Below are 14,833 nucleotides of genomic sequence, written 5' to 3'. Positions count from 1 at the left end.
AAACTGTTACTAAATTATTCTTATCTCTATGATCAATTATAATCCTAAAGAATGGTTCACCTTTATTTTTCGCTTTCACAAAGCCGATACTTTCAGAAAATTGTTTCCTATGTTGATAGCCATAGGGGCTTATTCTGGCTTGATTGCTTATTTGGAAGTAGATGTTTTTAAATTAAGTGAAAATTCGCATATCAAAAATATTCCAGCTATGCATGGAATGCTAGGTTTTGTGATTTCGATGTTGTTGGTATTTAGAACAAACACTGCCTATGACCGCTGGTGGGAGGGGAGACGTAACTGGGGTGCTTTGACAAATGCCTCACGCAATTTTGCCATTAAAATTCAGGCGATAGTGCCCAAAGAGCTGGTAGTAGAAAGAGCCTTAATTGAAAAGCTTATCGTAGAATATGCTTTTGCTTTAAAACGCCATTTGCGTGGTCATCAGAATGATAGCGAGTTGTTTATTTCTGAATATAAAGTAAAGTCTGAATATCATAAACCTAATTATATTGCCAAATTGCTTGTGGATCAAATACAGGCATTGTACGCGAAAAATATCATTTCTGGCGAGCAACTGCTCTTTATTAATGAAGAAATTCGAACTTTTACGGATATTTGTGGAGCTTGCGAACGTATCAAAAATACGCCAATTCCTTTTTCCTATACGGTCTTTTTGAAAAAATTTATCTTCTTTTATGTAATGACCTTGCCCTTTGGTTATGTTTTTACGCTAGGTTATATAGTGATTCCTGTGGTAGTTTTTGTGTTTTATGTGTTGGCAAGTTTAGAGCTGATTGCAGAAGAAATTGAAAATCCATTTGGGACAGATGCTAACGACTTACCATTAGCACAGATGTGTAAAAATATTCAAAAGCATATAGGTGAAATATTTCAAGAAGAATCAGTTTTAAGATAAAAAGAAAGCCGTTAGTTTGTCGCTAACGGCTTTTATTTTTATACCATTTTTACATAACTACCTAACCACTTGATGTCGGATTCATGTTTTTTCATGATATGTTGAACATTCTCATCTAAGAAATACCCATCAAATTCCATCAAGAACCAGAAGTTGAACGTTTCACCTTCTTTTACAGGTCTTGATTCAATTTTTACAAGGTTAATACCACGATTTTCAAACTCCTGTAAGAATCTTACCAGTGTTCCTGGCTTACCATCGTCTGGGAGTTTAGCAATAATGGTGGTTTTGTCTTTTTCACTCTTTTGGTTGACAAAATCTTTTCCAATAATAAAAAATCTTGTTCTGTTCTGAGACGAATCTTGAATATTGTCAAACAAGATAGGAACATCAAACAATTTGGCAGCAATATGAGAACAAACAGCGGCAGATTGCTCATCTTGAGAGGCTAATTTAGCCGCTTTTGAAGTTGAATCTACTTGTACAAAAAACTCTTCATCTTTACCATTAAAATACTCATTCAAGAATTTTTCACATTGTCCAAAAGCAATGTCTTTTGAATAAATACGTTTGATATCAGATAATTTTTCAGATTTGGTAGCAAACGTAAAGTGAACAGGAATAACCACTTCAGCTACAATTTTCAAATCTGTTTCGTTTAGCAAATCAATCGTTTCCTTTACGATACCTTCTAGGTTATTTTCGATAGGAACAACACCGAATCTTGCACGACCTGTATCAACGCTTTCAAAAACAGAGCGAATGCTTGGCAAAGGCAAGTAGTCACTCATAGCGCCAAAGCGGCTTTCGGCTGCTTGGTGAGTAAAGCTTCCTTCAGGACCCAAATAAGCAATGCGTTCTGGCAATTCGAGATTACGAGATACTGCAAAAATTTCGAGGTAAATAGCCTCAATCGCAGGACGAGTCAATAGACCTTGGCTCATTTCTGCAAGACGGTCGATGATTTGTTTCTCACGCTCAGGACGATAAATAACGGTCTGAGTCGTTTTTTTAAGCTCTCCAACATGCTTTACAACTTCCATACGCTTGTTAAGTATCTCAAGCATTTCGTTGTCAAGCTCATCAATCTGTTGTCGTAATTGTTCTAGGGTCATATTATGGTTAACAGGATATTTCTGCGAATGAGCAGGAAAAGAGATAGTTGAATTAGAACTCAACAATTGTTGAGTTCTAACCTATATCCTATGCTGCTGCCTCGGCAGGGTCTTTTTCAATAATGAGATTGTCGATAATAAACCTCTGACGGTCAGGGGTATTTTTACCCATGAAATATGTTAGAATTTTAGGGATGGTTGTATCCTTTTCTAAAATTACAGGTTCTAAACGAATATTATCGCCTATAAATTTACCAAATTCTTCTGGAGAAATCTCACCTAAACCTTTGAAACGTGTAATTTCTGGTTTTGGACCCAATTTTTGAATGGCATTCAGACGCTCTTCGTCGGAATAGCAATAGATCGTTTCTTTTTTATTTCGAACACGGAATAAAGGTGTTTCCAAAATATACAAATGACCATTGCGTACCAAATCTGGGAAAAATTGCAAGAAAAATGTCATCATCAGCAAACGAATGTGCATACCATCTACGTCGGCATCGGTTGCAATAATGATTTTGTTATAACGAAGCCCCTCCAAGCCATCTTCGATATTTAAGGCATGCTGGAGTAGGTTGAATTCTTCGTTTTCGTAAACAATCTTTTTGGTCAATCCAAAGCAGTTAAGTGGCTTACCTCTCAAGCTAAACACTGCTTGAGTTTGCACATTTCTAGATTTGGTAATTGAACCACTAGCTGAGTCACCTTCGGTAATGAACAACATTGAATCATAACGATTATCGGACTTTTCGTTAGATAAATGCACACGACAATCACGTAATTTTTTGTTGTGTAAATTGGCTTTTTTCGCACGTTCATTCGCCAATTTTTTGATACCAGCAATATCTTTACGCTCACGCTCAGATTGCTCGATACGTTTTTTAAGGGCCTCAGCAGTTGTTGGATTTTTGTGCAAAAAGTTATCCAACTCTGTCTTGATAAAATCTCCTACAAAACTTCTAACGGTTTGAGAGCTAGAATCTGGGGACATGGTGATTGACCCTAATTTGGTTTTTGTTTGAGATTCAAAAACTGGTTCTTGAACACGTACAGCTACAGCAGCAACAATACTGGCACGGATATCTTCGGGAGCGTAATCTTTTTTATAGAAATCACGTACTGTACGAACCACTGCTTCACGAAAAGCTTGCAAGTGTGTACCACCTTGAGTGGTGTTCTGACCGTTTACAAACGAATAGTACTCTTCTCCATATTGGTTGCCATGCGTCATAGCAATTTCAATATCATTTCCTTTCAGATGAATAATGGGATAACGATTTTCCTCTTCGTTGGTTTTTTTACTTAATAAATCAAAAAGACCTTTTTGAGAAAAATACTTCTGTCCATTAAAATTGATAGACAAACCAGCATTCAAATAAGCATAATTCCAGAAAAGATTATCTAGATATTGAGGGATAAAATGGTAATTTTTGAAGATAGTGTTATCAGGTTCAAAAATTGTTTGTGTACCATTTTTAGCGTTACTTTCTGGTTCGCCATCTGATTCAGAAAGCATTTCTCCTTTGCTAAATTCAGCCCATTTTGTTTTGCCTTCACGAAACGACTGTACTCTAAAAAAGCTTGATAACGCGTTGGTTGCTTTTGTACCGACACCGTTCAAACCGACAGACTTTTGGAAAGCACCCGAATCATATTTACCACCAGTATTGATTTTAGATACACAGTCGATTACTTTTCCTAGTGGAATACCACGTCCATAATCACGAACCTCTACACGGTGGTCTGAAATTTTCACATCGATGGCTTTTCCATGTCCCATCATGTGCTCATCGATAGAGTTATCGACGATTTCTTTTACTAATACATATATTCCATCGTCGGACGAAGAACCGTCGCCGAGCTTACCAATATACATACCAGGGCGAAGGCGGATATGTTCTTTCCAATCTAGTGACCGAATACTGTCTTCGGTATATTGAACCTCATTATTTGGAATTGTTGACATACTGCTAGAGAAAGAATGGTTTATTGATGTTTCATCAAAACAAGTTAAAAAAATACATATTGGCTATGTTTTTGAGCTGAAATCTAATCGATATGACTCAGAAATATAGTTTTGGATTAAGAAGTTAGCAAATCTACAAAAAAGCATTAAAAATCGTACGCCTATATTAATTTAATTGTCCACTCCCTAATTAATCTGCGTAAGATTGTCGAGATTTAGCCAAAAGTTCATTTACTTTGCAATTTAATTCAAACTTATCTTAATAATAAAAGTACCGTTTTTTGGATTATTTTGAAAAAATCATTCTCAAATCAAACCAAGAACAAAATTAAAAATCATGCTACAACTCAAAAAACCCAGTAATCTTGTTTTGAAGACTATAAAATCACGTCATTCATTTATGTCTGCGGTTAACTTACGCTCTATATCTTTATTGATGATTGCTTTATGGAGTTTGAATTCTTTTGCACAAATCCCTGGCATACCTGCAAATATGTCATTTCCTACATCTGTTGGACGCCCAACCACCACTTCAACTGGTACCAAAAATTCTAGTTCAAGAAAGGTCACTGAAATCGCTGCTGAGAAAAACGAAGTAGATTCTTTGAAAAGAAAGAAAGAATTAGCTTTAAATGAGGTAGATTCTAACATAGTTAATCTAAGAAAGAAGATTTTTGGTTATTCAATCTTTAACAATTCGAAAATAACATTTGATTCTTATGCACGTATGGCAACCCCAAAAAATTATATATTGGGACCAGACGATGAAATAATTATTGATATTAATGGCTATTCTGAGAGCCATGCTACGTTGCCTGTATCACCTGATGGTAATATTAAGGTAGACCGTGTAGGTAATATTTTTGTTAGTGGATTAACTATTGAAGAAGCCAAAAAAAGGATTGTAAGTAGATTGTCTCAAATTTATGTTGGATTAAAAGCAAGTGGAGGAGCTCCCGCAAATACTACTGCTACTATCTCTCTAGGCAATATTAGAACAATACGTGTAACGGTTATAGGTGAGGTTATTGCTCCTGGTACATATGCTGTTCCATCATTGGCTAAAGTGTTTAATGTACTATATCAAGCAGGAGGACCTAACGAAAATGGTACATTCCGTGAAATCAAAGTAATTAGGGGTAAAAAGCTAGTAGCTCGTGTGGATTTGTATGATTTATTAACAACTGGAAATTTACGTCAAGATATAGCATTACAAGATCAAGACATTATTCAAGTTACACCATATAAGTCACGTATTGAAATTGTTGGGAAAGTAAAGAAACCTGCAATTTTTGAGGTTCTACCTGGTGAAAATTTAGAAATGATAATCAATGATTATGCTGGTGGATTTTTACCTGAAGCATATAAGGGTGTGTTTAAAGTTACTAGATTTACTGATAAAGAAAGAAAACTAATAGATCTTAGTGGAGATATACTTGCTTCATTCTTTCCAAAATCAGGTGATTTTATCACAATAGACCAAATTCTCTTCAATAGATACGAGAATGCTATTAATTTGAAAGGCGCTATTTTCCGACCTGGGCGTTATTCATTAAATGATAATCCAACGTTAACTAAGTTGATTAAACGAGCTGATGGTTTTAAAGAGGATGCTTTTCTAGATCGTATTACGTTAGTCCGTCTTAAAGATGATTTAACAAAAGAAAATATTGCTATTAATTACCGAGACATTTTATCAGGAGTCATTCCAGATGTTACTCTTAAAAGAGAGGATGAGATTACAGTATACTCTGGGATCGAAATGATGGAAACCTATACTGTAAGGATACAAGGTGAAATTAATTTGATTGCGAGAGAGAAATTAGCAGAAAGGTTTGCTTCTGGATCTACATCAGTGGGAGCGTTACCATCGAATACAGAAACACCTTCTGTTGGGACATTCCCATATGTTAAAAATATGACTGTTGAAGATTTGATTGTTAAAGCTGGTGGGTTAAAGGAATCTGCTGCAACAGGTAGAGTAGAAGTAATTAGAAGAAAAAAGAATATTTGGAAAGATGACCCGTCTCAAATTACTCCTACCATTGGCGAGAAATTTCAATTTGGAATTAATCCAGATTTGTCGATAAGCCCTTCAGCATCTAAATTTATATTAGAGCCATTTGACGAGGTATTTGTACGTTCTTCTCCTAATTACGAAAGACAGCAATTTGTATCAATTGAGGGGCAAGTAATTTTTCCAGGAGTTTATGCCTTGGAGAGAAAAGACGAAAAATTATATGATGTTGTCAAACGTGCTGGGGGACTAAACGCTCAAGCATACCCAGCCGGTGCTACTTTGATTAGAAAGGTAAGACTTACAGATCAAGAGGTAGAAAGAAAGTCAAAACAGCTACAAGAATTAAATGATAATAATACTGATGCAACTTTAAGAGTAGAACCTGTCAAGCAAGTTTATGAAGAATCTATTGGGATAGACCTAGTAGATGTGTTGTCTGATGAAAGTTCAAAATCGAATTTATTGTTACAAGATGGTGATATTATTAGAATTCCTAAGGAGCCTCAAACTGTAAGAATGCAAGGTGAAATCCTATATCCTACTTCTACTAGATTCATTAGTGGAGCTTCATTCAAACATTATATTTCTGAAGCAGGTGGCTTTACGTCTCTTTCTGCACGTAAACGCTCCTATGTTATTTACGCAAATGGCTCTGTAGATCGTACTCGTAAGTTATTAGGCTTAGTGAATATTTATCCTAAAGTTAACCCAGGCGCAGAAATTGTAGTTCCTAGAATCAATCAAAAGCAGCTTGTTACCCAACAATTGTTGAGTACTATTTCAACAATTACTGCTTCATTATCAGGAATAACTACCATTGTTTTATTAATCCGAACAATCCAATAATTTTTTAAATTTTAGCATTTATAAGAAGAGATATATGTCCCAAATTCAAAATGTATTACCAGAGGATCAATTTTCTTTTGAAGATATAGTAAGAAAAATCATTGTTTTCAAAGATTTAATCGTGGCCAATTGGAAAACTATCTTAGTGATAACTTTACTAGGTTTGGCTATTGGATATACGATAGATATTTTAACAAAGAAACCATCAACATATACATCTAGAATTCTATTTAATATGGATAATGGAACGAGCGGTGGTGGTGGGCTTTCAGATTTGGCAAGTGCCTTCGGTATTGGTGGAGGGTCTAGTCCTAGTAGTAGCCTATTTAGTGGAGAAAATTTCTTTGAATTATTGAAAACTAAAAATATCTATAATAGAGCGATACTCTCTAAAGTTGAAGTCAATGGAAAGTCTGTCATTTTTGGTAACTTTTTAATTGAGAAGTCAGGAGGCTTGCAAGATGAGTGGAAAGATAATGAAGAGATGAAGCGTTTTCGATTTAAAGAAACTAATTACGAAAAGCTCACAGCTAATGAGCGTTCTAAAATCAGAATGTTACAAGCATTTTTAGAACCTCTAACATCAATTTCTAATGATAATAAGAAATCCTCTTTGATGACAATGGCTGCGACAACTCGAAACGATACTTTGTCTCATGTTTGGACAAATTTATTTTTGAAAACAGTCACTGACTTTTATATTGAAACAAAGACAAAGAAAACACGTGAGTTGCTAGGTATTATGGAACGCCGTGTAGACTCGTTGAAAAGTCAGTTATATGGTACTCAAAGAAGATATGCACAGGTTGTTGACCAAAATCAACAAGTGATTATGCAGCAAGGGATGATTGAACAACAAAGATTAAATACTAATTCTGCACAATTACAAGGGATGTATCAAGAAGCAGTTAGAAACCTTGATAACTTGAGATTTTCGATGGTGAAAGAATCTCCTCTGTTTACAAGAATCGATGATTCAGAATTGCCAATTGGCGCCGATGTTACCCTCAAAGGTAAAGGAATTAAACTCGGTGGAACCATTGGTTTAGTATTAGCGCTATTATTTGTTGCTGGCCGCGACGTAATTCAGAAGTTAAAAGATAAGAAAAATAAATAGTTAATTAAACAATGCAAGAAACAGTCATTGAGGCAGGAAGGTCTGAAAAGCATTATTGGGCTGACATTATTAGATTTAGAGAATTGCTATGGATTTTAGCAGTTCGTGATATCACAGTGCGTTATAAACAAACTATGATTGGAGTGGCATGGGCAGTTGTCAGGCCAATTATGACGGTATTGGTGTTTGTATTTGCTTTTCATAAGGTTGCCAAAATTGAAGATACTTCAGGCGTTGATTTTAAAATCATCGTATTCACTGGGGTAATTTTTTGGAACTTTTTTGCTACTGCTTTTCAGCAAGTAAGTAATAGTATTACAGGTAATGCCAATCTCGTTTCGAAGGTATATTTCCCTCGATTGCTAATGCCTTTAAGCTCAGTGGCAGTTCCGTTGTTAGACTTTTTTGTAGGTTTTATTGTATTAGTACCATTTTTGATTTATAGCGGTATTTCGGTAGACTATCACTTGTTTTTTGTGCCAGTGTTTCTATTTTTTGCCTTTATGGCAGCATTAAGTTTGGGGATTATTTTTGCTTCTCTTAATGTACAATACCGTGATTTTCAACAAATTGTTCCATTGATTGTTCAATATGGTTTCTTTATTTGTCCTGTAGCATATTCTACTTCCTCTATAAAAGAACTATCTTGGTATCCTTTCTATACTTGGTTGAATCCATTAGCTGGTATTATTGAAGGTTTCCGTTGGTGTTTGATTCCAAACTATCCATATTTTACATGGGATAGCTTTTTGCCAACCATTATTTTTGTTTGTCTAACCACAATTATTGCGATTATTTTCTTTAGAAAAAGAGAAAACTCGTTTGTTGATTACATTTAAAATATTGAAGTAGAATGACTGTTATTGAGGCACAAAACGTTAGTAAGAGATACATCATTGATCACAAAAAAGGTAATGCAAAGTCAGATACCTTTCGTGAGGTGATTACCAATACGTTTAGAAATATGTTTACTAAAGGGGAAGAAGATGAAGTTGAACATGAAGACTTCTGGGCCCTTAAAGATGTAAGTTTTAAAATAGAGCAAGGTGATAGAGTTGGGGTAGTAGGCTCAAATGGTGCTGGAAAATCAACACTTTTGAAAGTATTAAGCCGTATCACAGAACCTACTCAAGGCAAGATCACCATCAAAGGTCGTGTTGCCAGTTTATTGGAGGTTGGTACAGGCTTTCACCCTGAATTATCAGGTCGTGAGAATATCTTTTTGAATGGTGCTATTCTTGGCATGAAGCGTGATGAAATCAAGAAGCATTTTGATGCAATCGTTGATTTTGCAGGTGTTGAAAAATTTCTTGACACTCCTGTAAAACGTTATTCGTCAGGGATGTACGTTCGATTAGGTTTTGCTATTTCTGCACACTTGGAGCCAGAAATCATGATTGTTGATGAGGTGTTGGCTGTAGGAGATGCAGACTTCCAGCGTAAATGTCTTGGCAAAATGAAGGATGCCTCGACTTCAGGACGTACTATTTTATTTGTAAGTCATAACCTAACAGCAGTACAAGGTCTGTGTAATAAAGCTATGTACATGCAAAAAGGACAATTGATTCAAATGGGAGAGACTAATCTCATTATGTCAAACTATTTGAGTCAAATTCAAAAAACAGATTTACAAGTTACCTATTCTAATCAGAATGAAGCACCTGGCAACGACCGAGTTCGTTTGAAAAGTGTTAAACTTGTACCTAATTATTTGGATAACCAAAACCATTTGGATGTTCGTACTTCATTCAAAATCCAAATTGAGTTTTGGAATTTCATGGATCAAGCTAACTTGAATATTAGTCTCCATGTGAATTCGTTGACAGGTGAGTGTATTTTTAATATTGGTACACCTTCTATCAAATTTGAAAAAGGTATTATCTCCGCAGAATGTGAAATTCCTAGTGATTTCTTAAATGATGGTTCTTATTCACTCTCTTTTATGATTGTGAAAGACACTGCCTCTGTGATTTATAATTTTGAAGAAGCGTTGATTTTCGAGATTGAGGACTATCGTGAAGGAACAGTGTGGTATGGTAAATGGCCAGGATATGTACGTCCGAAAATTGAGTTTCCAATTATGCAGTTGGAATACGAAAACGCTATTTAATATTGAATTAACTAAAGCTTTCTGCTTTTTGCTAGAAAAGAGAAACTTCGAAATTGAAACTTATATCCAGATTACGCTAAATGATTAATGTAACTAAAACATATTTACCTCCTTATGAGGAATATGAAGCCTACCTAAAGGGCATTTGGGAGCGAAATCAACTCACGAACAATGGCCCGCTAGTACGTGAATTAGAACAAAAAATTAAGGATTATTTAGGCGTAAAGCATTGCTTGTTTGTATCAAATGGTACTATTGCTATTCAGTTAGCACTTAAAGTATTAGGAGTAACCAAAGAAGTTATTACTACACCATTTTCTTACTGTGCAACTTCCCATTCTGTAGTTTGGGAGGGCTGTACCCCTGTTTTTGCCGATATTCTGCGTTCAGATTTGTGTATTGATCCACAAAAGGTTGAAGCTGCGATTACCGAAAATACACAAGCAATTTTAGCTACTCACGTATATGGCAATCCTTGTGAAGTTTATGAGTTGCAGAAAATAGCTGACAAACATAATGTTAAGCTTATTTACGATGCAGCGCATGCTTTCGGAGCGTCCGTAGATGATAAATCACTTCTTTCTTTTGGTGATATTAGCACTTGTAGTTTTCATGCTACGAAAGTATTCCATACGGTTGAGGGTGGAGCAGTGATTACCAATAATGACGAATACGCTTGGCTTCTAGATAGATATAGAAGCTTTGGACATATTGGCGACGATTATCTTACGATTGGAATTAATGGGAAAAACTCTGAGTTCCATGCTGCTATGGGCTTGGTAAATCTTCCTAAAGTGCCAGAAATTATTGCCGCTCGTAAGGCAATTTTCGATATATATGATCAGGAATTAAATTGGGAGAAACTTGGTCGACCAGAGCTTTCACTAAACACGGTGAAAAATTATGCGTATTATCCTGTTTTCTTCGAATCTGAAGCAGCTTTGCTGAAGGTAAGAGATGCTTTGTCTGAAAATCAGATTATGCCTCGTCGTTACTTTTACCCATCATTGAGTACACTCAAATTCGTAACAGAAGAAAGTACTTGTCCTATTTCCGACGATTTTGCCTTAAGAGCTTTGGCTTTGCCGTTATATTATGATTTGGCGCATGAAGATGTGTATAGAATTGCACGTATCGTAAACGAAAATCTCTAATACTTCTATTGACTAAAATTATTGATATGAATTTTATCTATCCAATCCTGTTTGCCAGTTTTATAGGCTTTGTGTTGAGAATAGCCTCTAGGGTTTGCATGAAATCTTTGGTGGATATTGTACTTACGGCATACATTACGTTTTGTGGTAGTGTTATTTTGACAGGATTTGCGCTTTCTGAAATAGGTAAAATCGATGATCGTCGCTTTTGGGCATTGTCAGTTTTTATCCCAGCTTTTGTATTCTACGTACAATTCACCAAATTATTTGGTCGAGATCAACGTGAACGGTTTACATTTTTTGAACTAATCGGAAGTCGAACTCAACTGGTTTGGAATTGGTTTGGAAACCTTCCTGTGTGGTTAAAATGGTCTTTTGGACTACTTTTTGGCGCATTTATTATTACAGAAATCACCAATCTTTTCCTGATTTTTTATACTGTTCCAAACGAGTGGGACAGCATGACTGGACATTTGAACAGGTTGATGTATTATATGCGTCATGGTTCTATGGCTCATTTTGGAGGAACAAACTGGAATATTGATACGTATCCTCGTAGTGTTTGTACGATTCAAATCTACAATTATCTCATGAGTGGTCGTATAGAAAATTGGTTTAAGGTGATTCACCATACCGCTTATATCATTATTGGTTTTGGCGTATTTGGTATTGCCGAAAGATTAACCAAAAATTTTACGGCGAGTGTTTTTGCTGCTCTAGTAATGTGGCTATTGCCCGATGTTATGATGCAGTCAATTTCAACTGAAACCGATATCGTGTTAGGTTCGTATTTGGCTTGTTTGGTGTATTTTCTTTTTACTTACAGAGAAAAACATTGGAGACGCTATTTATATCTTGCTGGATTGACTTTTGGAATAGCTTTAGGACATAAGATTACTTTCGTTTTTTCTTTCCCTCCGCTGTTTTTGATTATTATTTATACAGTTTTTGGCGAAGATTTAAGAGCGAAATTTATTGATAAATTCGGTGACTCTTATCAACATTTCTGGTCAAGAACCTTTGGTAGATTGACTCACTTAGTTGTTGGCTTAACGGTTGGGATTGTACTGTTTACTTTACCAACAGGTTATTTGAGAAATATCCAATTGTTTGGTCACCCGATTGGACCACCTACTGCATTAAAACACCAATCTGTGGAACGTGCAGGAACATTGAAAAACCTTATCAAACAAGGCTCTCGTAATGTTGTGAGATATTCGATTGATATGGTGAATTTGGATGGATTGAGAAATGTTGAACAATTTGAAACGGTCAATCAATTAATAAGAAAACCTATCGAGAAAGTTGAGAAAAAGCTTCATCTTCGCCTCGAAGAAGAAACGGACTTTACCATTAACCCTTTTTCGTATAATGTAAGGTTTGAGTTTTTTAATGCAAACCCTCACTGGGGAATATTTGGCTTTGCCATTGTTTTACCGCTGGTAGTATTGGTGTTGATTGGTTTGATTCGTAGAGGAATTGCGTTTTATGTATTGGCAGTTGCCTTTTGTTTGCATTTTGCAGCTCTGAGTTTTACGGCACCTTACGACGCTTGGAAAGGTCGTTATATGATTAGTACTGCCGTGTATGCGGTTCCATTGGTGACATTGTTATTTCATGAAGGCAATAAATGGAGGTTACAAAGCGGGTCGTTTATACTATTGAAATTCTATACAGCAATTGTTGTATTAGTGGCATCGGCATCAGCCATTTTGGTTGTGTATTTGAATGAACGCTGTTTGCCAATTGCAGCCTTGGGGCGTCCTTCTGCTTTTGATACTGATAGAATTGACCTTCAAACATGGGCTCGTCCTGACATAACGCCTGCCTATCATAAGTTTGACGAGTTGGTACCTCAAGATGCCACCGTTGCGCTGGCTACTATTAACGATGACTTTGAGTATCCACTATGGGGCAAAAAATTGACCCGTACTTTGATCGTTATAAATCCTTTCGAAAAAGGTGTTCAACCAATTCCGAAGGAAGCACAATATTTATTCTTCGCCAAAAAGGTCATTAAACCTCAGCCTGGGGATATTCGATTGGGAACAGATACGACCATGAAGAATATGATTACTAGAGGAGAAGATTATTATTTAAGAAAGTTAAAATAAAGTTCTTCGGTTGTTGGAGAAGCTTACGATATGAAACTAGCGATTATGCAACCCTATATTTTTCCATATATAGGGTATTTCCAATTGATTAAAGCAGTAGATAAATTTGTCATTTATGATGATGTAAATTTTATCAACAGAGGCTGGATTAATCGCAATAGAATTCTGGTAAATGGCAAGGATAGTCTTTTTACTATCCCCTTGAAAGAAGCAAGTCAGAATAAGTTAATCAATGAAATAGAAGTAAATTGGGATGATGCTTGGAAATCAAAATGGTTAAAAACGCTGGAACAGAGCTATAAAAAAGCACCATATTTTCAGCAGGTTAGGCCAATCATAGAGCAAACATTAGGACAAGAAAAAACAATTTTTTCTGAAATTATTGTTGAAAATCTAAAGCTTATCAATGCTTATTTGGGCATCACAACGGAGATAATTCCTAGCTCGGCGATTTACCAAAATATCGAATTGAAAGCGCAAACTCGTATCTTGGATATATGTCTACAAGAAAAGGCTAATCATTATATCAACCCAATTGGAGGTATCGAGTTGTATCAAAAAGAGGTGTTCGAAGAAAAGGGAATGCAATTAAATTTTATTAAAAGTAAACCCGTTCAATATCCGCAATTAAAGAATGATTTTGTTCCTTGGTTATCCATTATTGATGTTTTGATGTTCAATTCTGTCGAGCAAATACAAACATTTTTAGATTCGTATGAATTGGTATAACTGCTAAGGTAAAAATCTATATGAATTTACACTAACCAGACTGGTTGAGCTTTTTTGACCTAATAAACTAAACGAACTATGGCAAAAGTTGTTGTTTTTGGAACAGAGCTGGTGGCCGAACTCGCCCACTATTATTTGACTACTGATACAGACCATGAAATTGTGGCCTTTACCGTAAATCAAGAGTATATTAAAGAGCCAACCTTTTGTGGCTTGCCAGTAGTACCTTTCGAAGAGGTAACGACTTTGTATCCGACCAACGAATACAAGTTTTTTGCTCCCCTGTCAGAAAGAAAAATGAACCAAGTTCGTGCCAAGGTTTATCAAGAAGCCAAAGATTTAGGATATGAATTTATATCGTATATCAGCTCAAGAGCTACAGTGCTGACAGACAAAATTGGTGAAAACTGCTTTATTCTCGAAGACAATACCATCCAACCTTTTGTGACAATTGGTAACAATGTCGTGCTTTGGAGCGGTAATCATATTGGGCATCATGGCACAATTAAAGACCATGTGTATTTTACCTCTCATGTGGTACTTTCGGGTCGTTGTGTGGTTGAGCCTTATTGCTTTTTTGGAGTAAACGCTACCATTCGCGATGGAGTACATATCGCAGAAGGAACGTTGTTTGCTATGGGAACTAACTTCACAGGAAAGAAAACAGAGCCTTGGAGTATTTATAAAGGCAATCCTGCTGAAAAAGCAAAAATTTCTAGTAAAGACATTAATTTATAATTCATATC

The 14,833-nt window shown here is 35.8% G+C and carries 11 protein-coding genes; 9 read left to right on the top strand and 2 right to left on the bottom strand.

Going from position 1 to position 14,833, the window contains the following annotated elements; translation table 11 throughout:
- Positions 1 to 28 precede the first annotated feature (28 nt).
- Complete coding sequence (locus GVN22_RS13280; RefSeq protein ID WP_166551510.1) at positions 29 to 916, top strand: bestrophin family protein; 888 nt, start codon at positions 29 to 31, stop codon at positions 914 to 916.
- 38 nt (positions 917 to 954) lie between these two features.
- Here the strand turns inward: GVN22_RS13280 and pheA are convergent, their stop codons facing one another.
- Together pheA and GVN22_RS13270 are read right to left on the bottom strand one after the other, a co-directional pair.
- A complete protein-coding gene (pheA, locus tag GVN22_RS13275) occupies positions 955 to 2,031 on the bottom strand; it encodes a prephenate dehydratase (RefSeq protein WP_095163027.1) in 1,077 nt (358 codons plus the stop codon).
- Positions 2,032 to 2,119: 88 nt separating this feature from the next.
- Positions 2,120 to 3,997, bottom strand: a complete 1,878-nt coding sequence (locus GVN22_RS13270; protein WP_205690885.1) for a DNA topoisomerase IV subunit B — start codon at positions 3,995 to 3,997, stop codon at positions 2,120 to 2,122.
- Between the two features lie 337 nt (positions 3,998 to 4,334).
- Here GVN22_RS13270 and GVN22_RS13265 point away from each other — a divergent pair, with 337 nt between their 5' ends.
- From GVN22_RS13265 to GVN22_RS13230, 8 genes are all read left to right on the top strand, one after another.
- The gene (locus tag GVN22_RS13265) at positions 4,335 to 6,863 is read left to right on the top strand and encodes an SLBB domain-containing protein (RefSeq protein WP_166551509.1); all 2,529 of its coding nucleotides are present in this window, start codon (positions 4,335 to 4,337) and stop codon (positions 6,861 to 6,863) included.
- A 34-nt stretch (positions 6,864 to 6,897) separates the two neighbouring features.
- Entirely contained in the window at positions 6,898 to 7,980 is a 1,083-nt protein-coding gene (locus GVN22_RS13260) for a hypothetical protein (RefSeq protein ID WP_166551508.1), read from the top strand.
- 11 nt (positions 7,981 to 7,991) lie between these two features.
- Positions 7,992 to 8,819, top strand: coding sequence for an ABC transporter permease (locus GVN22_RS13255; RefSeq protein WP_166551507.1), 828 nt, complete (start codon positions 7,992 to 7,994; stop codon positions 8,817 to 8,819).
- A 14-nt stretch (positions 8,820 to 8,833) separates the two neighbouring features.
- Complete coding sequence (locus GVN22_RS13250; RefSeq protein ID WP_166551506.1) at positions 8,834 to 10,090, top strand: ABC transporter ATP-binding protein; 1,257 nt, start codon at positions 8,834 to 8,836, stop codon at positions 10,088 to 10,090.
- An 80-nt stretch (positions 10,091 to 10,170) separates the two neighbouring features.
- On the top strand, positions 10,171 to 11,244 hold the full coding sequence (locus tag GVN22_RS13245; protein ID WP_166551505.1) for a DegT/DnrJ/EryC1/StrS aminotransferase family protein: 1,074 nt from the start codon (positions 10,171 to 10,173) through the stop codon (positions 11,242 to 11,244).
- A 26-nt stretch (positions 11,245 to 11,270) separates the two neighbouring features.
- Complete coding sequence (locus GVN22_RS13240; protein ID WP_166551504.1) at positions 11,271 to 13,358, top strand: glycosyltransferase family 39 protein; 2,088 nt, start codon at positions 11,271 to 11,273, stop codon at positions 13,356 to 13,358.
- Positions 13,359 to 13,403: 45 nt separating this feature from the next.
- Positions 13,404 to 14,087 carry a WbqC family protein gene (locus tag GVN22_RS13235; RefSeq protein ID WP_240915643.1) on the top strand — a complete coding sequence of 228 codons (684 nt, stop codon included), beginning with the start codon at positions 13,404 to 13,406 and terminating at the stop codon, positions 14,085 to 14,087.
- A gap of 78 nt (positions 14,088 to 14,165) precedes the next feature.
- A complete protein-coding gene (locus GVN22_RS13230) occupies positions 14,166 to 14,825 on the top strand; it encodes an acetyltransferase (RefSeq protein WP_095163074.1) in 660 nt (219 codons plus the stop codon).
- The last annotated feature ends 8 nt before the right edge of the window (positions 14,826 to 14,833 follow it).

It is taken from the genome of Cellulophaga sp. BC115SP (assembly GCF_009905545.1).
GTDB classification, from domain to species: domain Bacteria; phylum Bacteroidota; class Bacteroidia; order Cytophagales; family Spirosomataceae; genus Flectobacillus; species Flectobacillus rivi.
This window is presented reverse-complemented; position numbering and strand designations above follow the sequence as displayed.

Coding starts and splice junctions, on each gene's coding strand:
- GVN22_RS13280 (WP_166551510.1), top strand. CDS start 29: ATGATCAATTATAATCCTAAAGAATGGTTCACCTTTATTTTTCGCTTT.
- pheA (WP_095163027.1), bottom strand. CDS start 2,031: ATGACCCTAGAACAATTACGACAACAGATTGATGAGCTTGACAACGAA.
- GVN22_RS13270 (WP_205690885.1), bottom strand. CDS start 3,997: ATGTCAACAATTCCAAATAATGAGGTTCAATATACCGAAGACAGTATT.
- GVN22_RS13265 (WP_166551509.1), top strand. CDS start 4,335: ATGCTACAACTCAAAAAACCCAGTAATCTTGTTTTGAAGACTATAAAA.
- GVN22_RS13260 (WP_166551508.1), top strand. CDS start 6,898: ATGTCCCAAATTCAAAATGTATTACCAGAGGATCAATTTTCTTTTGAA.
- GVN22_RS13255 (WP_166551507.1), top strand. CDS start 7,992: ATGCAAGAAACAGTCATTGAGGCAGGAAGGTCTGAAAAGCATTATTGG.
- GVN22_RS13250 (WP_166551506.1), top strand. CDS start 8,834: ATGACTGTTATTGAGGCACAAAACGTTAGTAAGAGATACATCATTGAT.
- GVN22_RS13245 (WP_166551505.1), top strand. CDS start 10,171: ATGATTAATGTAACTAAAACATATTTACCTCCTTATGAGGAATATGAA.
- GVN22_RS13240 (WP_166551504.1), top strand. CDS start 11,271: ATGAATTTTATCTATCCAATCCTGTTTGCCAGTTTTATAGGCTTTGTG.
- GVN22_RS13235 (WP_240915643.1), top strand. CDS start 13,404: ATGCAACCCTATATTTTTCCATATATAGGGTATTTCCAATTGATTAAA.
- GVN22_RS13230 (WP_095163074.1), top strand. CDS start 14,166: ATGGCAAAAGTTGTTGTTTTTGGAACAGAGCTGGTGGCCGAACTCGCC.